General features: G+C 65.7%; 9 protein-coding genes. 4 read left to right on the top strand and 5 right to left on the bottom strand.

All coding sequences use genetic code 11. From position 1 onward, the window contains the following. Positions 1–169 precede the first annotated feature (169 nt). From GIW57_RS19490 to GIW57_RS19500, 3 genes are all read left to right on the top strand, one after another. On the top strand, positions 170–8,881 hold the full coding sequence (locus GIW57_RS19490) for a glycoside hydrolase family 94 protein (RefSeq protein WP_236512405.1): 8,712 nt from the start codon (positions 170–172) through the stop codon (positions 8,879–8,881). Next, positions 8,878–9,138 (top strand): hypothetical protein, encoded by a 261-nt coding sequence (locus GIW57_RS19495; RefSeq protein ID WP_236512406.1) that lies wholly within the window; start codon positions 8,878–8,880, stop codon positions 9,136–9,138. The genes GIW57_RS19490 and GIW57_RS19495 overlap by 4 nt, the downstream gene beginning before the upstream one ends. 110 nt (positions 9,139–9,248) lie before the next feature. Next, positions 9,249–9,734, top strand: a complete 486-nt coding sequence (locus tag GIW57_RS19500) for a hypothetical protein (RefSeq protein ID WP_236512407.1) — start codon at positions 9,249–9,251, stop codon at positions 9,732–9,734. Between the two features lie 45 nt (positions 9,735–9,779). Here the strand turns inward: GIW57_RS19500 and GIW57_RS19505 are convergent, their stop codons facing one another. From GIW57_RS19505 to GIW57_RS19515, 3 genes are all read right to left on the bottom strand, one after another. Further along, the gene (locus GIW57_RS19505) at positions 9,780–10,601 is read right to left on the bottom strand and encodes a trypsin-like serine protease (protein WP_100465445.1); all 822 of its coding nucleotides are present in this window, start codon (positions 10,599–10,601) and stop codon (positions 9,780–9,782) included. A 302-nt stretch (positions 10,602–10,903) separates the two neighbouring features. Further along, the gene (locus GIW57_RS19510; RefSeq protein ID WP_236512408.1) at positions 10,904–11,485 is read right to left on the bottom strand and encodes a hypothetical protein; all 582 of its coding nucleotides are present in this window, start codon (positions 11,483–11,485) and stop codon (positions 10,904–10,906) included. Between the two features lie 75 nt (positions 11,486–11,560). Next, the gene (locus GIW57_RS19515) at positions 11,561–12,745 is read right to left on the bottom strand and encodes a serine hydrolase domain-containing protein (protein WP_236512409.1); all 1,185 of its coding nucleotides are present in this window, start codon (positions 12,743–12,745) and stop codon (positions 11,561–11,563) included. 252 nt (positions 12,746–12,997) lie between these two features. Between GIW57_RS19515 and GIW57_RS19520 the strand changes: the two genes are divergently transcribed. Further along, positions 12,998–13,930 (top strand): ABC transporter six-transmembrane domain-containing protein, encoded by a 933-nt coding sequence (locus GIW57_RS19520; RefSeq protein WP_236512410.1) that lies wholly within the window; start codon positions 12,998–13,000, stop codon positions 13,928–13,930. Here GIW57_RS19520 and GIW57_RS19525 read toward each other — a convergent pair. Together GIW57_RS19525 and GIW57_RS19530 are read right to left on the bottom strand one after the other, a co-directional pair. Continuing rightward, positions 13,881–14,717 (bottom strand): methylenetetrahydrofolate reductase, encoded by an 837-nt coding sequence (locus tag GIW57_RS19525; RefSeq protein WP_236512411.1) that lies wholly within the window; start codon positions 14,715–14,717, stop codon positions 13,881–13,883. The two genes, GIW57_RS19520 and GIW57_RS19525, sit on opposite strands and share 50 nt — an antisense overlap. A gap of 110 nt (positions 14,718–14,827) precedes the next feature. After that, the gene (locus tag GIW57_RS19530) at positions 14,828–15,742 is read right to left on the bottom strand and encodes a LysR family transcriptional regulator (protein ID WP_100465449.1); all 915 of its coding nucleotides are present in this window, start codon (positions 15,740–15,742) and stop codon (positions 14,828–14,830) included. Positions 15,743–15,917: the final 175 nt, after the last annotated feature.

Genomic DNA, 15,917 nt, shown 5'->3' on the forward strand with positions numbered 1-15,917 from the left:
ATCAGAGCGCGCCCAGTGATGCATTTTCGCTGCTGCGGGGTGAATGTGGCGAGGGAGTTCCGTTCTGGGGGCTCAACTCCGGCATCACGGGCCGACAGCCCGGCCTTCACGGCTACCACGGCACCTGCAATGCAACCATGCAGAACGCACCCTCCCCCCTTGGTAACCCATGCCCCACCTTCGTCGTCTATTTGGCCGCTGGCTGCGCCTGCGTCGTCGCGTGCGTTGGCGCTGGCGTGAACACCAGGCCTCGGTCCCCGCCATCGAGGCCGCCGAGGGCCCACTGCGTGCCGCGCTGTACAGCGTTGAACAGATGGAGGTGTACGGCCGCGCGCTAGCGCGCCAGCACCGCGTGCGGATGCGACCCGGCCCGGAGCGCCTGCTCGAACGCCTGCAGGCCAACGAGCGGGTGCTGGAAGACGCCAATTCGCTGCTCAGCAGCGTGGTACGCGAACAGCGGCCGGTAACCCCGGCGGGGGAATGGCTGCTCGACAACTACTACCTGGTTGAGGAACAGATCCAGACCGCGCGGCGCCACCTGCCGCGCGGCTACAGCCGGCAGCTGCCGTCGCTTGTCTCGGGCCCCTCGGCCGGGTTGCCACGGGTGTATGAGCTGTCGATGCAGGCCATCGCGCACGGTGACGGCCGCATTGACGCGGACACGCTGGGCCGCTTCATCGCTTCGTACCAATCGCTCGCGCCGCTGAGCCTGGGCGAGCTGTGGGCGGTCCCCATCATGCTGCGCCTGGCCCTGCTGGAGAACCTGCGACGGATGGCGGCGCGGGTGATGCGCGATGGAACCGACCGTCGCCTCGCTTCACAATGGGCGGACAACCTCAATCAAGCCGCTTCCGAGACGCCTACCGATGTGGTCCTGGTGGTTGCGGACATGGCACGGTCCGCGCCGCCCTTGACCGGCGCGTTCATCGCCGAGCTGACGCGCTCGCTGCATGGGCGCGGGGGCGCGTGGGCCATGCCCGTGGCCTGGCTGGAACAGTGGGCGGCAGCGGCTGGGCAACGCATCGACGAACTGGTCGCCGCCGAGGGGCAGCAGCAGGCGGCCGACCAGGTATCGATCGGCAACAGCATCGGCAGCCTGCGCTTTCTGTCCACCATGGATTGGCGCACCTTTGTTGAAGAGATGAGTGTGGTGGAGCAGCGGCTACGGGAAGACCCGATGGCCGTCTATGCGCAGATGGATTTCGCCACCCGCGATGCCTATCGCCACGTGGTGGAGAAGATCGCCCGCGGTAGCCGCGTTGCCGAGGAGCGCGTGGCCACCATCACGCTGGACCTGGCACGGGCGGCGACACCGCCGGATGGACCGCGCACGCACGTGGGCTACTGGCTGGTTGGCGAAGGCGTGGACGCCACCGTTGAAGCGGTGGCCGAGGCCGCACCGCGCCACCGCAAGGCACGGCGGCTGGCACATCGCGTGCCGCTTGCACTGTACCTGCTGCCGATCGCCTTGCTGGCGGTACTGGCTACCGCTGGCCTGCTGGCAACCGGCAGTGGCGCGGTACCCCTCTGGCTGGCCGCGCTGCTGGGGCTGCTGGTGTTCAGTGAGCTGGGCATCGTGCTGGTGAACTGGACCGCGACGGTGCTGGTCGCACCCAGGCCGCTACCCAAGCTGGATTTCAGCGAGGGCATCCCTGCCGCCTGCGCCACCGTGGTCGCGGTCCCCTCGATGCTGTCCAGCGTCGACGGGATCGATGTGCTGGTCGAGGCGCTGGAAGTCCGGTTCCTGGCCAACCGCGATCCTCAACTACGCTTCGTGCTGCTGACGGACTTTCTCGACGCGGCGGAGGCCACGGCGGCGACGGACGCCCCCCTGCTTGCGCACGCCACGGCCCGGATCGAGGAGTTGAACAGGCGTTACGCGCCCGAGCGCGGCGACCGCTTCTACCTGTTGCACCGCCCCAGGCAATGGAACCCGGGCGAAGGCGTGTGGATGGGACACGAGCGCAAGCGCGGCAAGCTGGCCGCGCTCAATGCGCTGCTCCGTCTGGGCGATGCGGCCGCGTTCATGCGCATCGTCGGTGACGCAGCTGCGCTGATCGGCGTCCGCTACGTGATCACGCTGGATTCGGATACACAACTTCCGCGGGATGCGGCACGCGCGTTCGTCGCCACCTTGGCGCACCCGCTCAACCGCCCGCGCTTCGATCCCACGCTGCAACGCGTGGTGGAGGGCTACGGCATCCTGCAGCCCAGCGTCGGCACCAGTCTGGGGCGGCGCCGCACTTCGCGTTTTGCCCGGATGTTCGGCAGCGAGCCGGGCATCGATCCGTATACGCGCATGGTCTCGGACGTCTACCAGGACCTGTTCGACGAAGGGTCCTTCGTGGGCAAGGGCATCTATGACGTCGACGCCTTCGAGCATGCACTGGAGGGTCGCCTGCCCGAGAACCGCATCCTCAGCCACGACCTGTTGGAAGGCTGTTATGCACGCGCAGGTCTGGTCAGCGATGTACGCCTGTACGAGGACTATCCCGAGCGCTACGCCGCCGACGCCAAGCGCCGTGCACGGTGGATCCGCGGTGACTGGCAGCTGCTGCCGTGGTTGATGCCATGGACGCCGCGCCCGGGCCCGGGATGGGAACGCAACCGGCTCAGTCTGCTGTCGCGCGGCAAACTGCTGGACAACCTGCGCCGCAGCCTGGTGCCGATCGCTGCCCTGGCCTTGCTGGTGGTGGGCTGGTTGTATGCCGCAAACCCTGCTGCATGGACGGCGTGGGTGCTGGCACTGTGGTACGCGCCGCCGCTGATAGGCATGCTGCGCGATGCCCTGAGCGTTCCGGAAGACACGCCGCTGGAAGCGCATTACATCAAGGTCGGGCGCGGTACGCTGCAGTCGTTGCTGCGCGCGTCCACCCAGGTAGCGTGTCTGCCCTTCGAAGCGTTGCTGGCCAGTGACGCCGTGCTGCGCACGCTTTGGCGCATGGTCGTCACACGCCGTCACCTGCTGCAATGGAACCCCTCCAGCGAAGTCGAGCGCCGCCTTGGCAGCGACCGCGGCGCGGAATGGCGGGTGATGGCACCGGCCTCGCTGCTGGCGCTAGTGCTGGTAGCCGTGGTGACCAGCGTGCGTCCGCAGGCACTGCCGCTTGCCCTGCCCCTGCTGCTGGCGTGGACCTTTGCGCCCGCGTTGATGGCGTGGCTGGGCCGACCACCGGCCGCGAGCGTGGCCGAGCTTTCCGTTACGCAGCGGGCATTCCTTGGCCGGCTGGCGCGGCGTACCTGGTCCTTCTTCCAGGCCTGGGTGCGCGAGCAGGATCATTGGTTGCCACCGGACAACATCCAGGAGCATCCGTCGCTGGTGGTGGCGCGGCGCACCTCGCCAACCAACATCGGCCTGTCCCTGCTGGCCAATCTGTCGGCGTGGGATTTCGGCTATCTGCAGCTGGGCGCGGTCGCTGAACGTACCGCCCTCACCTTCGATACGCTGGACCAGCTGCCGCGCCATCGCGGCCACTTCCTGAACTGGTACGACACCGAAACCCTGGCGCCGCTGCCGCCACGCTACGTCTCCACTGTAGACAGCGGCAACCTGGCCGGCCATCTGCTGACGCTGCGCCAGGGCCTGCTCGCGCTGGTGGACGCGCCAGTGTTGGCGCCGCACACGTTCGACGGCCTGGCCGATACGCTTGGCGTGCTGGAAGAGGAACGGCAGCGCCATCGCCGCGACGATGCAGCGCTGGTCGAGGCGCTCAACCATCTGCGCCAGCGTCTGGCCTTAACGCGTGTGGACCGCCCTGTCGGAACGGTGGAGATTCTCGCCCGCCTGCAGGAACTGGCCGGCCTGGCCGACGCCGTGTTGACGCAGTGGCCCGCGCCGCCATCGCCCGAGGAAGGCGAGCTGCACTGGCCGGCCCTGTTCGCCGCCGAATGCCACGCTGCCCTTACGTCGCTTGCCGACCTCCCGGCCGCTGCCAACGCGGACCACGAAGCGCCGGTGCCAAGCCTGCGCCAGCTGGCCGTGCTGGCCGGTACCATCGGTGCGGACGCACGCGCGCGCATCCAGCAATTGCAGGCCCTGGCGCACCGCGCCGGGCAGTTCTCGCTGATGGAATACGGGTTCCTGTTCTACCGCACCCGCAACCTGCTCTCGATCGGCTACAACGTCGACGACCATCGCCTCGACAACAGCTTCTACGATCTGCTGGCCTCCGAAGCGCGCCTGTGTGCCTTCGTCGCCATCGCCCAGGGCCAGCTGGCGCAGGAAAGCTGGTTTGCGCTCGGCCGGATGCTCACCGAGGTCAACGGCACGCCGACGCTGCTGTCATGGAGTGGCTCGATGTTCGAGTACCTCATGCCGCAGTTGGTGATGCCCAGCTATCCGGACACGCTGCTGGACCAGACCGCGCGGCATGCGGTCGAGGCGCAGATCGTCTACGGCCGCACCCTGAACCTGCCGTGGGGCGTGTCCGAGTCCGGCTACAACGCCGTCGATGCCCGCCTGAACTACCAATACCGCGCGTTCGGCGTGCCGGGATTGGGGCTGAAGCGCGGCCTGGGCCAGGATCGGGTCATCGCGCCCTATGCCAGCATGATGGCGCTGATGGTGGCGCCGGAAGCTGCCTGCCAGAACCTGCAGGTGCTGGAGGGATTGGGTTTCTCCGGGCGCTTTGGCATGTACGAGGCGATCGACTACACCCCAGCCCGGCTGCCGCCTGGGCAGGATCACGTGCTGTTGCGTTCGTTCATGGCCCACCACCAGGGCATGGGCCTGCTGTCGCTGGATTACCTGTTGCGCGACCAGCCGATGCAGCGCCGCTTTCTTGCCGATGTGGAGTTCCAGGCCACCTTGCTGCTGCTGCAGGAACGCATCCCGCGCATCGGCGTATTCCATCCACATGAGGTCGAAGCGCTGGGCGAGCACTCGGCCATGGCCGAAGACGAGACGTCGCTGCGCGTGCTGCGCGACCCGGGTGGCCCGCGCCCGGAGGTGCAGCTGCTGTCCAACGGACGCTACCACGGCATGCTGACCCATGCCGGCGGCGGCTACAGCCGTCACGGCGACCTGTCGCTCACCCGTTGGCGCGAGGACGGCACCACCGATGCCTGGGGGTCGTTCTGCTACCTGCGCGATGTGGACAGCGGCGAGTTCTGGTCTGCCGCCTACCAGCCCACCTGCGTAGCGGTGGACAATTACGAGGCGATCTTCTCTGACGCCAAGGCGGAATTCCGTGGTACGCGCCGCGGCTGCGAGAGCCATCTACAGGTCGCCATCTCCGCCGAGGACGACATCGAACTCAGGCGCCTGCGCCTGACCAACCGCAGCCGTCGCCAGCGCACGGTGGAAATCACCACCTATGCCGAAGTGGTGCTGGCACCTGCGGCGGCCGACGATGCGCATCCGGCCTTCAGCAATCTCTTCGTGCAGAGTGAGATTCTGGCCGCCAAGCAGGCCGTGTTGTGCACGCGCCGGCCCCGTTCGCACGACGAAATGCCACCGTGGATGTTCCATCTGGTTGCGGTGCATGACGCGGAGGTGGTGTCGATCTCCTACGAAACCGATCGTGCGCGCTTCCTGGGCCGTGGCAACACGCCGCGGACGCCACAGGCATTGACCGCCGATACCGATCTTTCCGGCACCGACGGTTCGGTGCTCGACCCGATCGTAGCGATCCGCGTCCGCGTGGTGCTTGAGCCCGAGCAGACCGTGCAGCTGGACATGGTCTATGGCGTCGGCGCCGACCGCCCCGGTTGCGAGGTGCTGGTGGACAAATACCGTGACCGACGCCTGGCCGACCGCGTCTTCGACCTGGCGTGGACGCACAGCCAGGTGGTGCGCCGGCAGATCAACGCCAGCCAGGCCGAGGCGGCACTGTACGAGCGCCTGGCTGCCCACGTGCTGTATGCCGGTTCACTGCTGCGCGCGGGTGCCGGCGTCCTGCTGCAGAACCAGCGCGGACAATCCGGGCTGTGGAGCCATGCGATCTCGGGCGACCTGCCCATCGTGCTGCTCAAGGTCACCGACGCGGACAACGTGGAACTGGTCCGGCAACTGGTGCAGGCGCATGCGTACTGGCGCCAGAAGGGCCTCAACACCGACCTGGTCATCTGGAACGACAGCAAGGCCGGCTATCGGCAGGAACTGCAGGACCAGATCCTGGGGATGGTGGCCGCCAGTTCGGAGACGGGCCTGCTTGATCGCCCTGGCGGCATTTTCGTGCGGCCGGTGCAGAACATGACCCACGAGGACCGCGTCCTGCTGCAGGCGGTGGCGCGGGCGGTTATCAGCGACGAGGACGGCACCCTTGCCGCTCAGGTCGGCCGCCAACCCCTGCCTCCGCGGCGAATCCCTCCCCTGGTGCCGCAGGCAGTGCAGGAGGAACTGGCACTGTCGTCGGAGCCGACGCCGGGGCTGCCCATCGTCGCCGATCCGGGCCCCGACGCCGGCTTGCCCCCAGGCGCCGAGCACGACGAGGACGTGGATGACCCGTGGCCCTTCCTTCCCTACCGCGGCGCCGGCCAATTCGACAACGGTACCGGCAGTTTCAGCGAGGACGGCCGCGAGTACGTCGTGGTGCTGCGCGAAGACGCGCCGACGCCGGCGCCATGGGCCAATGTGATCGCGAACGCCCGCCTGGGCACGGTCGTCAGTGAGAGTGCACCGGGCTACACGTGGTTCGAGAATGCGCACGAATTCCGCTTGACGCCCTGGCTCAATGATCCGGTCTCGGACACGGGTGGCGAGGCCTTCTACGTGCGCGATGAGGATACGGGTCGTGTGTGGTCGCCGATGCCGCTGCCACGCAGGGGCACCGGGGCCTACCGTACGCGGCATGGATTCGGCTACACAGTGTACGAGCATGTCGAGGACGGCATCGCCAGCGAATTGTGGGTATTCGTCGACGTCACCGCGCCACTGAAGTTCTCGGTCCTGCGCTTGCACAACCTGTCGGGCAGGACACGGCGGCTGTCGGCCATCGGCTACGTCGAATGGGTGATGGGTGACCTGCGCGCGAAGTCGCGCATGCACGTGGTCACTGAACGCGACCACCAGACCGGGGCGCTGCTGGCGCGAAACGCCTACAGCACCGATTTCGGCGGCCGGATGGCCTTCTTCGACACCGATGCCGACGGCTGCGGCTGGACCTGTGATCGCCTGGAGTTCATCGGCCGCAACAGCAGCCTGCACGCACCGGCAGCGTTGCGGCGCGAGCGTCTGGATGCACGGGTGGGTGCGGGCCTGGATCCCTGCGCGGCGATCCAGGTGCCGCTGGAGCTGGCCCCGGGCGACCGCAGTGAAACGACCTTCCGCCTTGGCGCAGGGCGCGACCGCGACGAAACGCTGGCGTTGGCGCGAAGCCGCCAGGGCGCTCAGGAGGCCATCGACGCGCTGGACGCGGTGCGCATCCACTGGCGCAATGTGCTGGCCACGGTGCAGGTGCGCACCCCGGACCCGGCGTTGGACGCACTGGCCAACGGCTGGCTGGTCTACCAGACCCTGGGCTGCCGCTACCTGGCGCGCAGTGGCTACTATCAGTCAGGCGGCGCGTTCGGCTTCCGCGACCAGCTGCAGGACGCGCTCGCCCTGGTACACGCGCGCCCGGACCTGACCCGCGAACACCTGCTGCTGTGCGCTGCACACCAGTTCACCGAAGGCGATGTGATGCACTGGTGGCACCCGCCGCAAGGTCGCGGCGTACGCACCCGCTGCTCGGACGATTATCTCTGGTTGCCCCAGGGCGCATGCCGCTACCTGGAGGTCACCGGCGACGCCAGCGTGTTGGACGAAATGGTCGGCTTCATCGAGGGGCGCGCGGTAACACCGGAAGAGGAAGGGTATTACGACCTGCCTACACCGTCGACACAGCGCGACACGCTGTATGCGCACTGTGTCCGCGCCCTAGAGCGCGGTTGCCGGCTGCTCGGCGAGCGCGGTCTGCCGTTGATGGGCAGCGGCGACTGGAACGACGGCATGAACCGCGTCGGCGACCAGCAGCGCGGTGAAAGTGTGTGGCTCGGGTTCTTCCTGCATGACACGCTGCACCGCTTCATCGGGCTGGCCAACGCGCGTGGCGATGCCGCCCGTGCGCAGTGGTGCCAACAGCAGGCCGAAAGCCTGCGCCAGAACCTGGAACAGCATGCCTGGGACGGCGCGTGGTACCGCCGCGCATGGTTCGACAACGGCGCCGTGTTGGGCTCGTCACAGAACCAGGAATGTCGCATCGACTCGATTTCCCAGAGCTGGTCGGTGTTGTCAGGCGTTGCCGCACCTGAGCGTGCCACGCAGGCGCTGGATTCGCTGTACACGCATCTGGTGCGGAAGGACGCCAAGCTGATCCAGCTGCTTGATCCGCCCTTCGACCAGACCACGGAGGACCCAGGTTACATCCGTGGTTACGTACCGGGCGTGCGCGAGAATGGCGGCCAGTACACCCACGCGGCCGTGTGGGCGGCGATGGCATTCGCACAGCAGGGAGACGCGGTGCGTGCCTGGGAGCTGGCCGACATGATCAACCCCCTCAATCACGCGCTGGACCCGGAGGCGGTGCAGACCTACCGCGTCGAACCCTATGTGTTGGCAGCCGATGTATACGCCGTGTCACCGCATGTGGGGCGCGGCGGCTGGACGTGGTACACCGGCTCGGCGGGCTGGATGTATCGCCTGCTGGTGGAATCTCTGCTCGGCATCCGTCGTGAAGGCGATCGCCTGTCGCTTGCACCGTGCCTGCCCGATCACTGGCCGTCCTTCGAACTGAGCTACCGCTTCGGCCGCAGCTTCTACGAGTTCGTGGTGACCCGCACTGCGCAGGGCCAGCCTACGCTGCATGTGGATGGCGTGTTGCAGCCAGACCTCACCGTCCTGCTCCGCGACGATGGTCATCACTACCGTGTTGCGCTTGACCTGGGTGCGGCCCCGGGATGAACATCCGCCCCGAAATACAGGTGCAGCTTGATGCGCTGGCCGACATGCTGGTGCACTGGTTGGCGCAGGTGCGCCATCCGGCGCAGTTCTGGCCGCAGTTCGAAACGCTGGCTGCAGAGATTCTGGACCAGTGTGAGCACGCGGAAAGGGACCACGCTCATGCATGCATCCAAGCCATGCTGAAGCGTCACGCGCTGGCGCTGCCGCTCTGGCACGAACGCGACGACTGCCTGCCGCCGAGGAAGCCAGAGGAGTGAGGGTTGGTGCCATTGTCACGCTGATCCCCCTCGCAGCAGGAAAGGTCCGAGCAAAAGCGGAGACGGGCTCCCTGCGTTAGGATGTCGATCTCACGTTTCCAGAGATGCGCATGTTCGTTTTCCCTCGCCTGCAACTTGTCATTGCGGCATCCCTGCTGTCTCTCTCCACGGCGATCGCGGCACCGACAACGCAGCCTGCGTCCACCGCCCCGGCTAGCAGCTGCAAAGGTGATGCATCCGGATGCCCGTCGTGGATGCCCTCGCAGGCGCAGATGCGAAACACCATCGCCGACTACTTCTGCGAACTGGCCGACCAGGGGCGCATCCAGCCTCGGGTAAAGCAGTTGGTCCGTGCCGAATCCTCGCCACTGAACTGTGGCGCGCTGGGAGAGGAGCCCGGTTCGAACTTTGTCTGTGGCGGCGAAATGCGTTTCATCGGCAAGGGCAGTGAAATCGACACTATTACCTTCAGCCCTACTCTCCGCTACGAGGAGGAGGGGCGCATCGCGTTCTACGTAGGCGATGACGAGGAGGGCGAACAGGTCTGGCGGGTTCCCGCCTCCCGCTCCAACTCAGCGACATGCGGGGTGCGCTGAGCGTCCAGCCACGCCTACCCGCCAGAGATCGAGGCGAACGGAGGATCAGCGTGACGCATCATCGCTGGTGCGCATTACGCTCTCGATCCAGTCGATGTAACGCGATACACGTACATTGTAGACAACCTGGCCATAGAAGCCCGCTTCAAGCGCGTGCTCGGGAACGGCGGTGATCCAGGAGCCGAGGCCCACCAGCTGCGAGGTTCCTTGATTCTTGATGACCAGTGGGCCGCCGCTGTCGCCGTTACCCAGTACACCCTCAAGGGGCAGCCCCTGCGGTGGCGGATCGAACCGGTACCAGAGATACCGATCGTTACCGCCAGTAATGGCGTTGTATGCACGCCGCAGCGTCGTGCGATGCGGCCCGCCCGGCACCAGCCCAACGGCGCCATTGCCTGTGGCGCCCTTCCCTATCAGCGCTGCGATCTGTGCGACCTCAGCGGCGCCTCGATAGAGCGGCACGGGCTGTACATCATTCACGGGTGCCTGAAGCCTGATCAGTGCGATGTCATCCATTTCGGCCAGGAACGCGTGGATCCTGGCGGGATTTCCCGTTGCCAGCGCCTCCTTACCCAAGGCCTCAGGCATGCTCCTGTAGCCGGGATGCAGGTACACGCGCTCGACGCCGTACGCGCTCCCATTGATGGTGACCGATGCACCCATCCCCTCCATCGGCGCGGCATGCGCTGCGGTCACCACCCAGCGTGGATCGATGAGCACGCCATGACCCTCGCCGGGCATGTCCGCCAGTGCCGGAAACGCGGATCCTTCGATCTGATACCTGGCATCGTCAACATCATCACGGATGACGACCGCCCCGGCGGCGAGCGGGAGTGCGGCAAACAGCAGAAAGAGCCAGCGGTTCATCGTTCATCCTTATGGTCATCTGCGCAAGCCTAGCCGAACGCATCAACACTGGCGATGGATGTGCGACCAGACCCGGTGGGGACTGATGAAAGGATGGAAACGACGACTGAAGCCCAGAAGCGCTTGAACGCCACGCCCGCGTCTTGTTGAACCCTGGGGGCAGACAGGGTGAAAAAGGTCTGAGAATGGCTCCCCGATGAGCGTACCAGACACCGGCTCGCGCGCACTCTGACATGTCGCTGCGCGTAGATCTGCACTGCCCTTCGCCGGTTACCTGATCGGCTCCGATAGGACTCCGGACTTCACCGTGTGAAGTACAGGCAACCGGCTACGGTGATCGGCATCGGATCGGCATCGATCCGCTGGGCCACCAGTGCCATCACGTCGATGCCATCGCCCTGGGTTTCCGGTGCCGAGTGCACCACCCGCATTCCTGCGGGTGCGCCATGTGACCCTGCTGCGTCCAGGGACAGGGTCTTGCTGAGGTCCGCAATAATGGCTCCATCGAAGACAGCCACCACGGAACTCCGCGACAGTATCAACCGTGTGGATGGATGACCGAAGACAAGAACCGGTGCTGGAAGCTGCATCTCCGCGACAACACCGGGCATGTCACCCAGTGCGTTGCTGTATTCCCCACCTTTGCCGGGGATTGGTTGCCAGCCAGCCGATGACCTTCCGCTGGTTGCGATGCCACCCACCTGATTGGCCAAGGTCCGGAATGCGGTGCGATCGGCCTTGCACGACACAAGCGCCAGTGCTTGATCGATGTCTTCCTGTTTGGGAGCGGTCTGGCGGATCGATTCTGCTGCTGGCGCGGTGGGCGCCATGGCAAGTCCCAGGCCTGCGAGCAACAGAACATTGTTCAACGTACGGGTGATCAACGCGAAATGCTCCTGCCTGGGCATGTGTAAAGATCGTTCGGCAGTACACCGGACAGACGGAAAGCACCGCCGCTATCAGTAAGCTTCAGCACCAGCGGCAGCCTCCCGCTCAGCAATCTTCTCGACCAGCGTATCGATCGCCGTCTGCATGGCGCGCGCAGTCTGGTCGCCGCTCTGGTTGGTGATGACGAAGATGCCAAGATCGTACTTGGGCACGATGTAGATGTAGCACTGCGAACGGGGCACGCCCCCATGATGGGCGTAGTAGACGCCCTTCAGCTGATCGCCGGCGACGATGTTCCAGAAGTAGCCGATGCTGAACTCGGAATCGAATTTGACCAAGGGCCGATGCGATTCCTCTACCACGGGCCCGTTCGCCAGCTGGAACCTGAGGTACTTCACCATCTCCGGGACAGTCGACTTTACGTTCCCGGATGCGCCCCACGGCAACTGCGGCATTGGCGTGGTCGGTACCGGGTTGTCGCTGTGATAGCCGACTGCAAGGCGCAGCGCCTCGTCGTCGCCCAGTGTGAGTCGTAGCCCTGTCATCGCTGCGGAATCGCCAAGGTATCCGCGCAACAGCGACGCGTAGTCGCGCTTGTAGACGGTCTCCAGGATATGTGCCGTCAGCTCCGTCCCGGCACTGGAGTACGCGTAATCCTTGCCGGGCGCCCGGCCAATCTCGACAGCGTGCAGATCCTTGAAGAAATCAGACTTGCCGTAGTGCCCGTAGATGGCGTGGAGTTCGCCTGGCGTACGATGATCGGTGAAGTCCGCCAGCACCGTGTTCGCACGCTCTGGCAACATGTTCGGCAGGCCGCTGGTGTGCGACAACAGATGGCGGACGCGGATGGGCTCGCCCTCGTACTGCAGGTTCGGATAGTCCCCCTGCAGGTACTGTCGAACATCGTCGTCCAGACTCACCTTGTGTTCCAGGACGGCATTGGCCATCAGGGTGCCCGCCAGGGTCTTGCTCAACGAACCGATCTCGTAGAGCGTCGCATCGGTCGGCAGGCCTGGTTTCCCGGTTTGCATGTCGCCGCGATGACGGATGAATTCCTTGCCCCGGTACACGACGCCGATCGAGGTCGAATGAAGCAACGGCTGCTGGATCAGCGTTGCGGCAACGTCGTCGATCTCCGCACCCAGATCCTTCGTTGCAGCTTTCTCCCTGGCGCAGCCTGCCGCCAACAACGCCACGGATACGACCAAGCTGCCGAGCCATCGCCTGTTTCGAACAGCCATCAGAGTCGCGCGCATGCGTGGGGGCTTGAAGGAAGGTGGGGAAAGGGCTCTTAAGATAGCCGATGACCGGGGCCCAATGGATACCGAACCCGGCTCGTGATCGAAATCCGCTGGCTGCCGCGCTCTGGTCGCTGAACGCCGCCAGCATCTCCACGCAATCTCCATCGATCCTCCATGCCCCCTCCTCAGGGCTGCGGATACTGGCAGGCAACCAGGAGGATGCCAGGCATCGTTCCCCTGCCCCAATCTCGATCCATCCAGGTTCCCATGAAGCACCCACACGATCCAGCTGCTGCAGCCGGCAACATCGGCCAGCAGAATGCGGCCGCCACGTTGAAAGCCATCCTGCGCACCTATCCCTGGCAGCTCACCGGCACCTTCTCGCTGGTGGCGCTTGAGAATGCGCTGCTGCTGGCCTATCCGCTGTTCGCCGGTTTCGCGGTGGATGCGATCATCCGTGGCAACGTCGGCCATGCCATTTCCTACGCCGGCGTGGTGCTGTTGTTCTGGCTGGTCGGCGCCGCCCGTCGCGCGGTGGATACGCGCACGTTCACCCGCATCTATGCCGATCTGGCAGTGAACGTGGTGCAGGCGCAGCGACGCCTGGGCCAGGCCACCTCCACCTCGGCGGCGCGGGTGGTACTGGCGCGCGAGTTCGTCGACTTCTTCGAGAAGCACGTGCCGATCATCGCCACGGCGCTGGTATCGATGTTCGGCGCGGCGGCGATGCTGCTGGCGATCGAACCCCTGGTTGGCGCGGCCAGTCTCATTGCCCTGCTCGGCGCGCTGCTGTTGTTGCCCTCGTTCGCGCGACGCAACGAACAGCTGCATGGCCGTTTGAACAACCGGTTGGAGCATGAAATCCGTCTGGTGGACCGGGTCAGCCCATCGGTGCTGCGCCGCCACTACACCACGCTGTCACGCTTGCGCATCCTGCTGTCCGATCGCGAGGCTGGCGCCTTCGTGGTGGTGGGCGTTGCGGCGGCGGTGCTGTTTGCCTTGACCATCGGCCGCCTCGCCACCACCGATGGCGTCACCCCGGGCCACGTCTATGCGGTGATGACCTACCTCTGGACCTTTGTCGGCAGCCTCGACGATGCGCCGTCGATGGTCGACCAGCTGGCCCGGCTGAAGGACATCGGCCGCCGCGTCAGTCCAGGGATGGAGGATGCGGAGAACAACGTCCGTCCTGAACCATGAGCTCGCCCGCACGCATCCGGTAGTGCTCAACCCATTCCATGGATTGTGCGATACCGCCGAAGGGAAACAGATGCGGGCTGACCTGGCCATGGGCTTCGGTCAATCCGTCCACCAGGCGATCCACGAACACATCCGGCCCGGCCGTTCCCAGCAGGCGGCCGATCGAGATGCCGTAGCGGGACAGCATGGAGGTGCTTGCAGCTACGCCGCACATCGCCGCGTAGCGTACAAGTCGCGCGACGCTGGCTGGCCCGGGAATGCCGACCAGCACCGGATGGGTGATGCCACGCGCGCGCAGTTCATTCAACCAGGTCAGCACGACGTCGGCATCGAATGCGAACTGGGTGATGACAAGCGGTGCCATGCCCCGAGCTTCGATGCGCTGGCACTTGCGTTCAAGCACGCGCCACCGATCGGCGCTGGTCATCACCGGATGACCTTGCGGATGCCCGCCCACACCCACGACCTTGATGCCGGCGCGCTCGAGGACACCACTCTCGATGATCGATGCACTGTCGGCGAACGGTCCGGCAGGTGTGGAGAGATCCCCCGCAATCACCAGACAGCGCTCAACGCCGGCGTCGATGACGGCGCGGTCGATGAAGTGCTCAAGCGCTGCCCGCGAGCCGATGCGGCGTGCGGACAGGTGTGGCATCGGTTCGAAGCCCAGTTCGCGCACCGTGCGTGCTGCAGCCAGTCGCGCAGTGTCGTCCTCGCTCGGCAGGTAGGGAATGGAGATCGTCGTGCCCTGTGCCATGCGCGCAGCCTCGGCGCACAGTGCAGGCATGGCCTTGGCGGTCACCTCCAACGAAACGGCGCTGACGAATGCCTGCGCCCGCTGCGCGCGGTCAGCAGGCCAGTTCGGTGGCGGCCGCAAACGGCCGATGGCACCTGACATCAGCCGGCTCCGCGCAGGTTGCCGGCGCTGGTGGAGCTGTTCCGTGCCAGCTCGACAAACGCCTGCAGGTAATCGATACCGGTATCCGCCTCGCGCGCACCCAGATAGATCTGCTTGGGAATGCCTTTGGCGCCCAGCCGTACCGGCACCACGTCCATGCGGGCGGCGTACTCCTCCACCAGCCAGCGCGGCATGGCGGCCACGCCACGGCCACTGGCCACCATCTGCATCATGATGTCGGTGGTTTCAATGGCCTTGTGCCGCCGTGGCGTGATGCCCGCCGGCAGCAGGAACTGGTTGTAGATGTCCAGCCGCTCGAAAGGCACCGGGTAGCTGATCAGCACTTCCTGGCTGAGCTGACGCGGCTTTACGTAGTCCACCTTGGCCAGCGCGTGGCCCTTGGCCACCACCAGCACCTGCTCGTAGTCGAACACGGGGACGAACTTCAGGCCGGGCTTCAGCAGCGGGTCGGGCGTGACCAGCAGGTCGATCTCGTAGCCGAACAGCGCGCCGATACCACCGAACTGGAACTTCTGTTTGACGTCCACATCGACGTCTGGCCAGCTGGCCAGATAGGGCGAGACGATCTTCAGCAGCCACTGGTAACAGGGATGGCATTCCATACCGATACGCAAGGCGCCGCGCTCGCCCTGTGCGAACTGGCCCAGCCGCTCCTCGGCCAGGTCAAGCTGCGGCAGCACCCGGTTGGCGACCGCAAGCAGGTATTGCCCGGCCTGGGTCAGCCGCAGGCTGCGGCCTTCGCGCAGCCAGACATCGGTGCCGAGCTGCAGCTCCAGCTTCTTCATGCTGTGGCTCAGGGCAGACTGGGTCAGGTTGAGCACGCCGGCAGCGGCAGTGAGTGACCCCTGCTGCTCGACCTGCTGCACGATGCTGAGATGGATGCGCTCCAACATGACGATGAATCTCACTCATGGATTGGTGAAGTAATACCATTTTACGTCATGGGAAGGGCTGACTAGCATCGGCTCATGCCTTCGGCTACCCGCCAGCCCGGCCACCCGCCGGCCTGCGGGACTGCGCCCTTGCAGATCACCCGAAGGAGCCCCTCCCCAGCTGAAAGCGAAGAGA

This window comes from Stenotrophomonas sp. PA-6-5C, from assembly GCF_021605635.1.
Taxonomy (GTDB): domain Bacteria; phylum Pseudomonadota; class Gammaproteobacteria; order Xanthomonadales; family Xanthomonadaceae; genus Stenotrophomonas; species Stenotrophomonas lactitubi.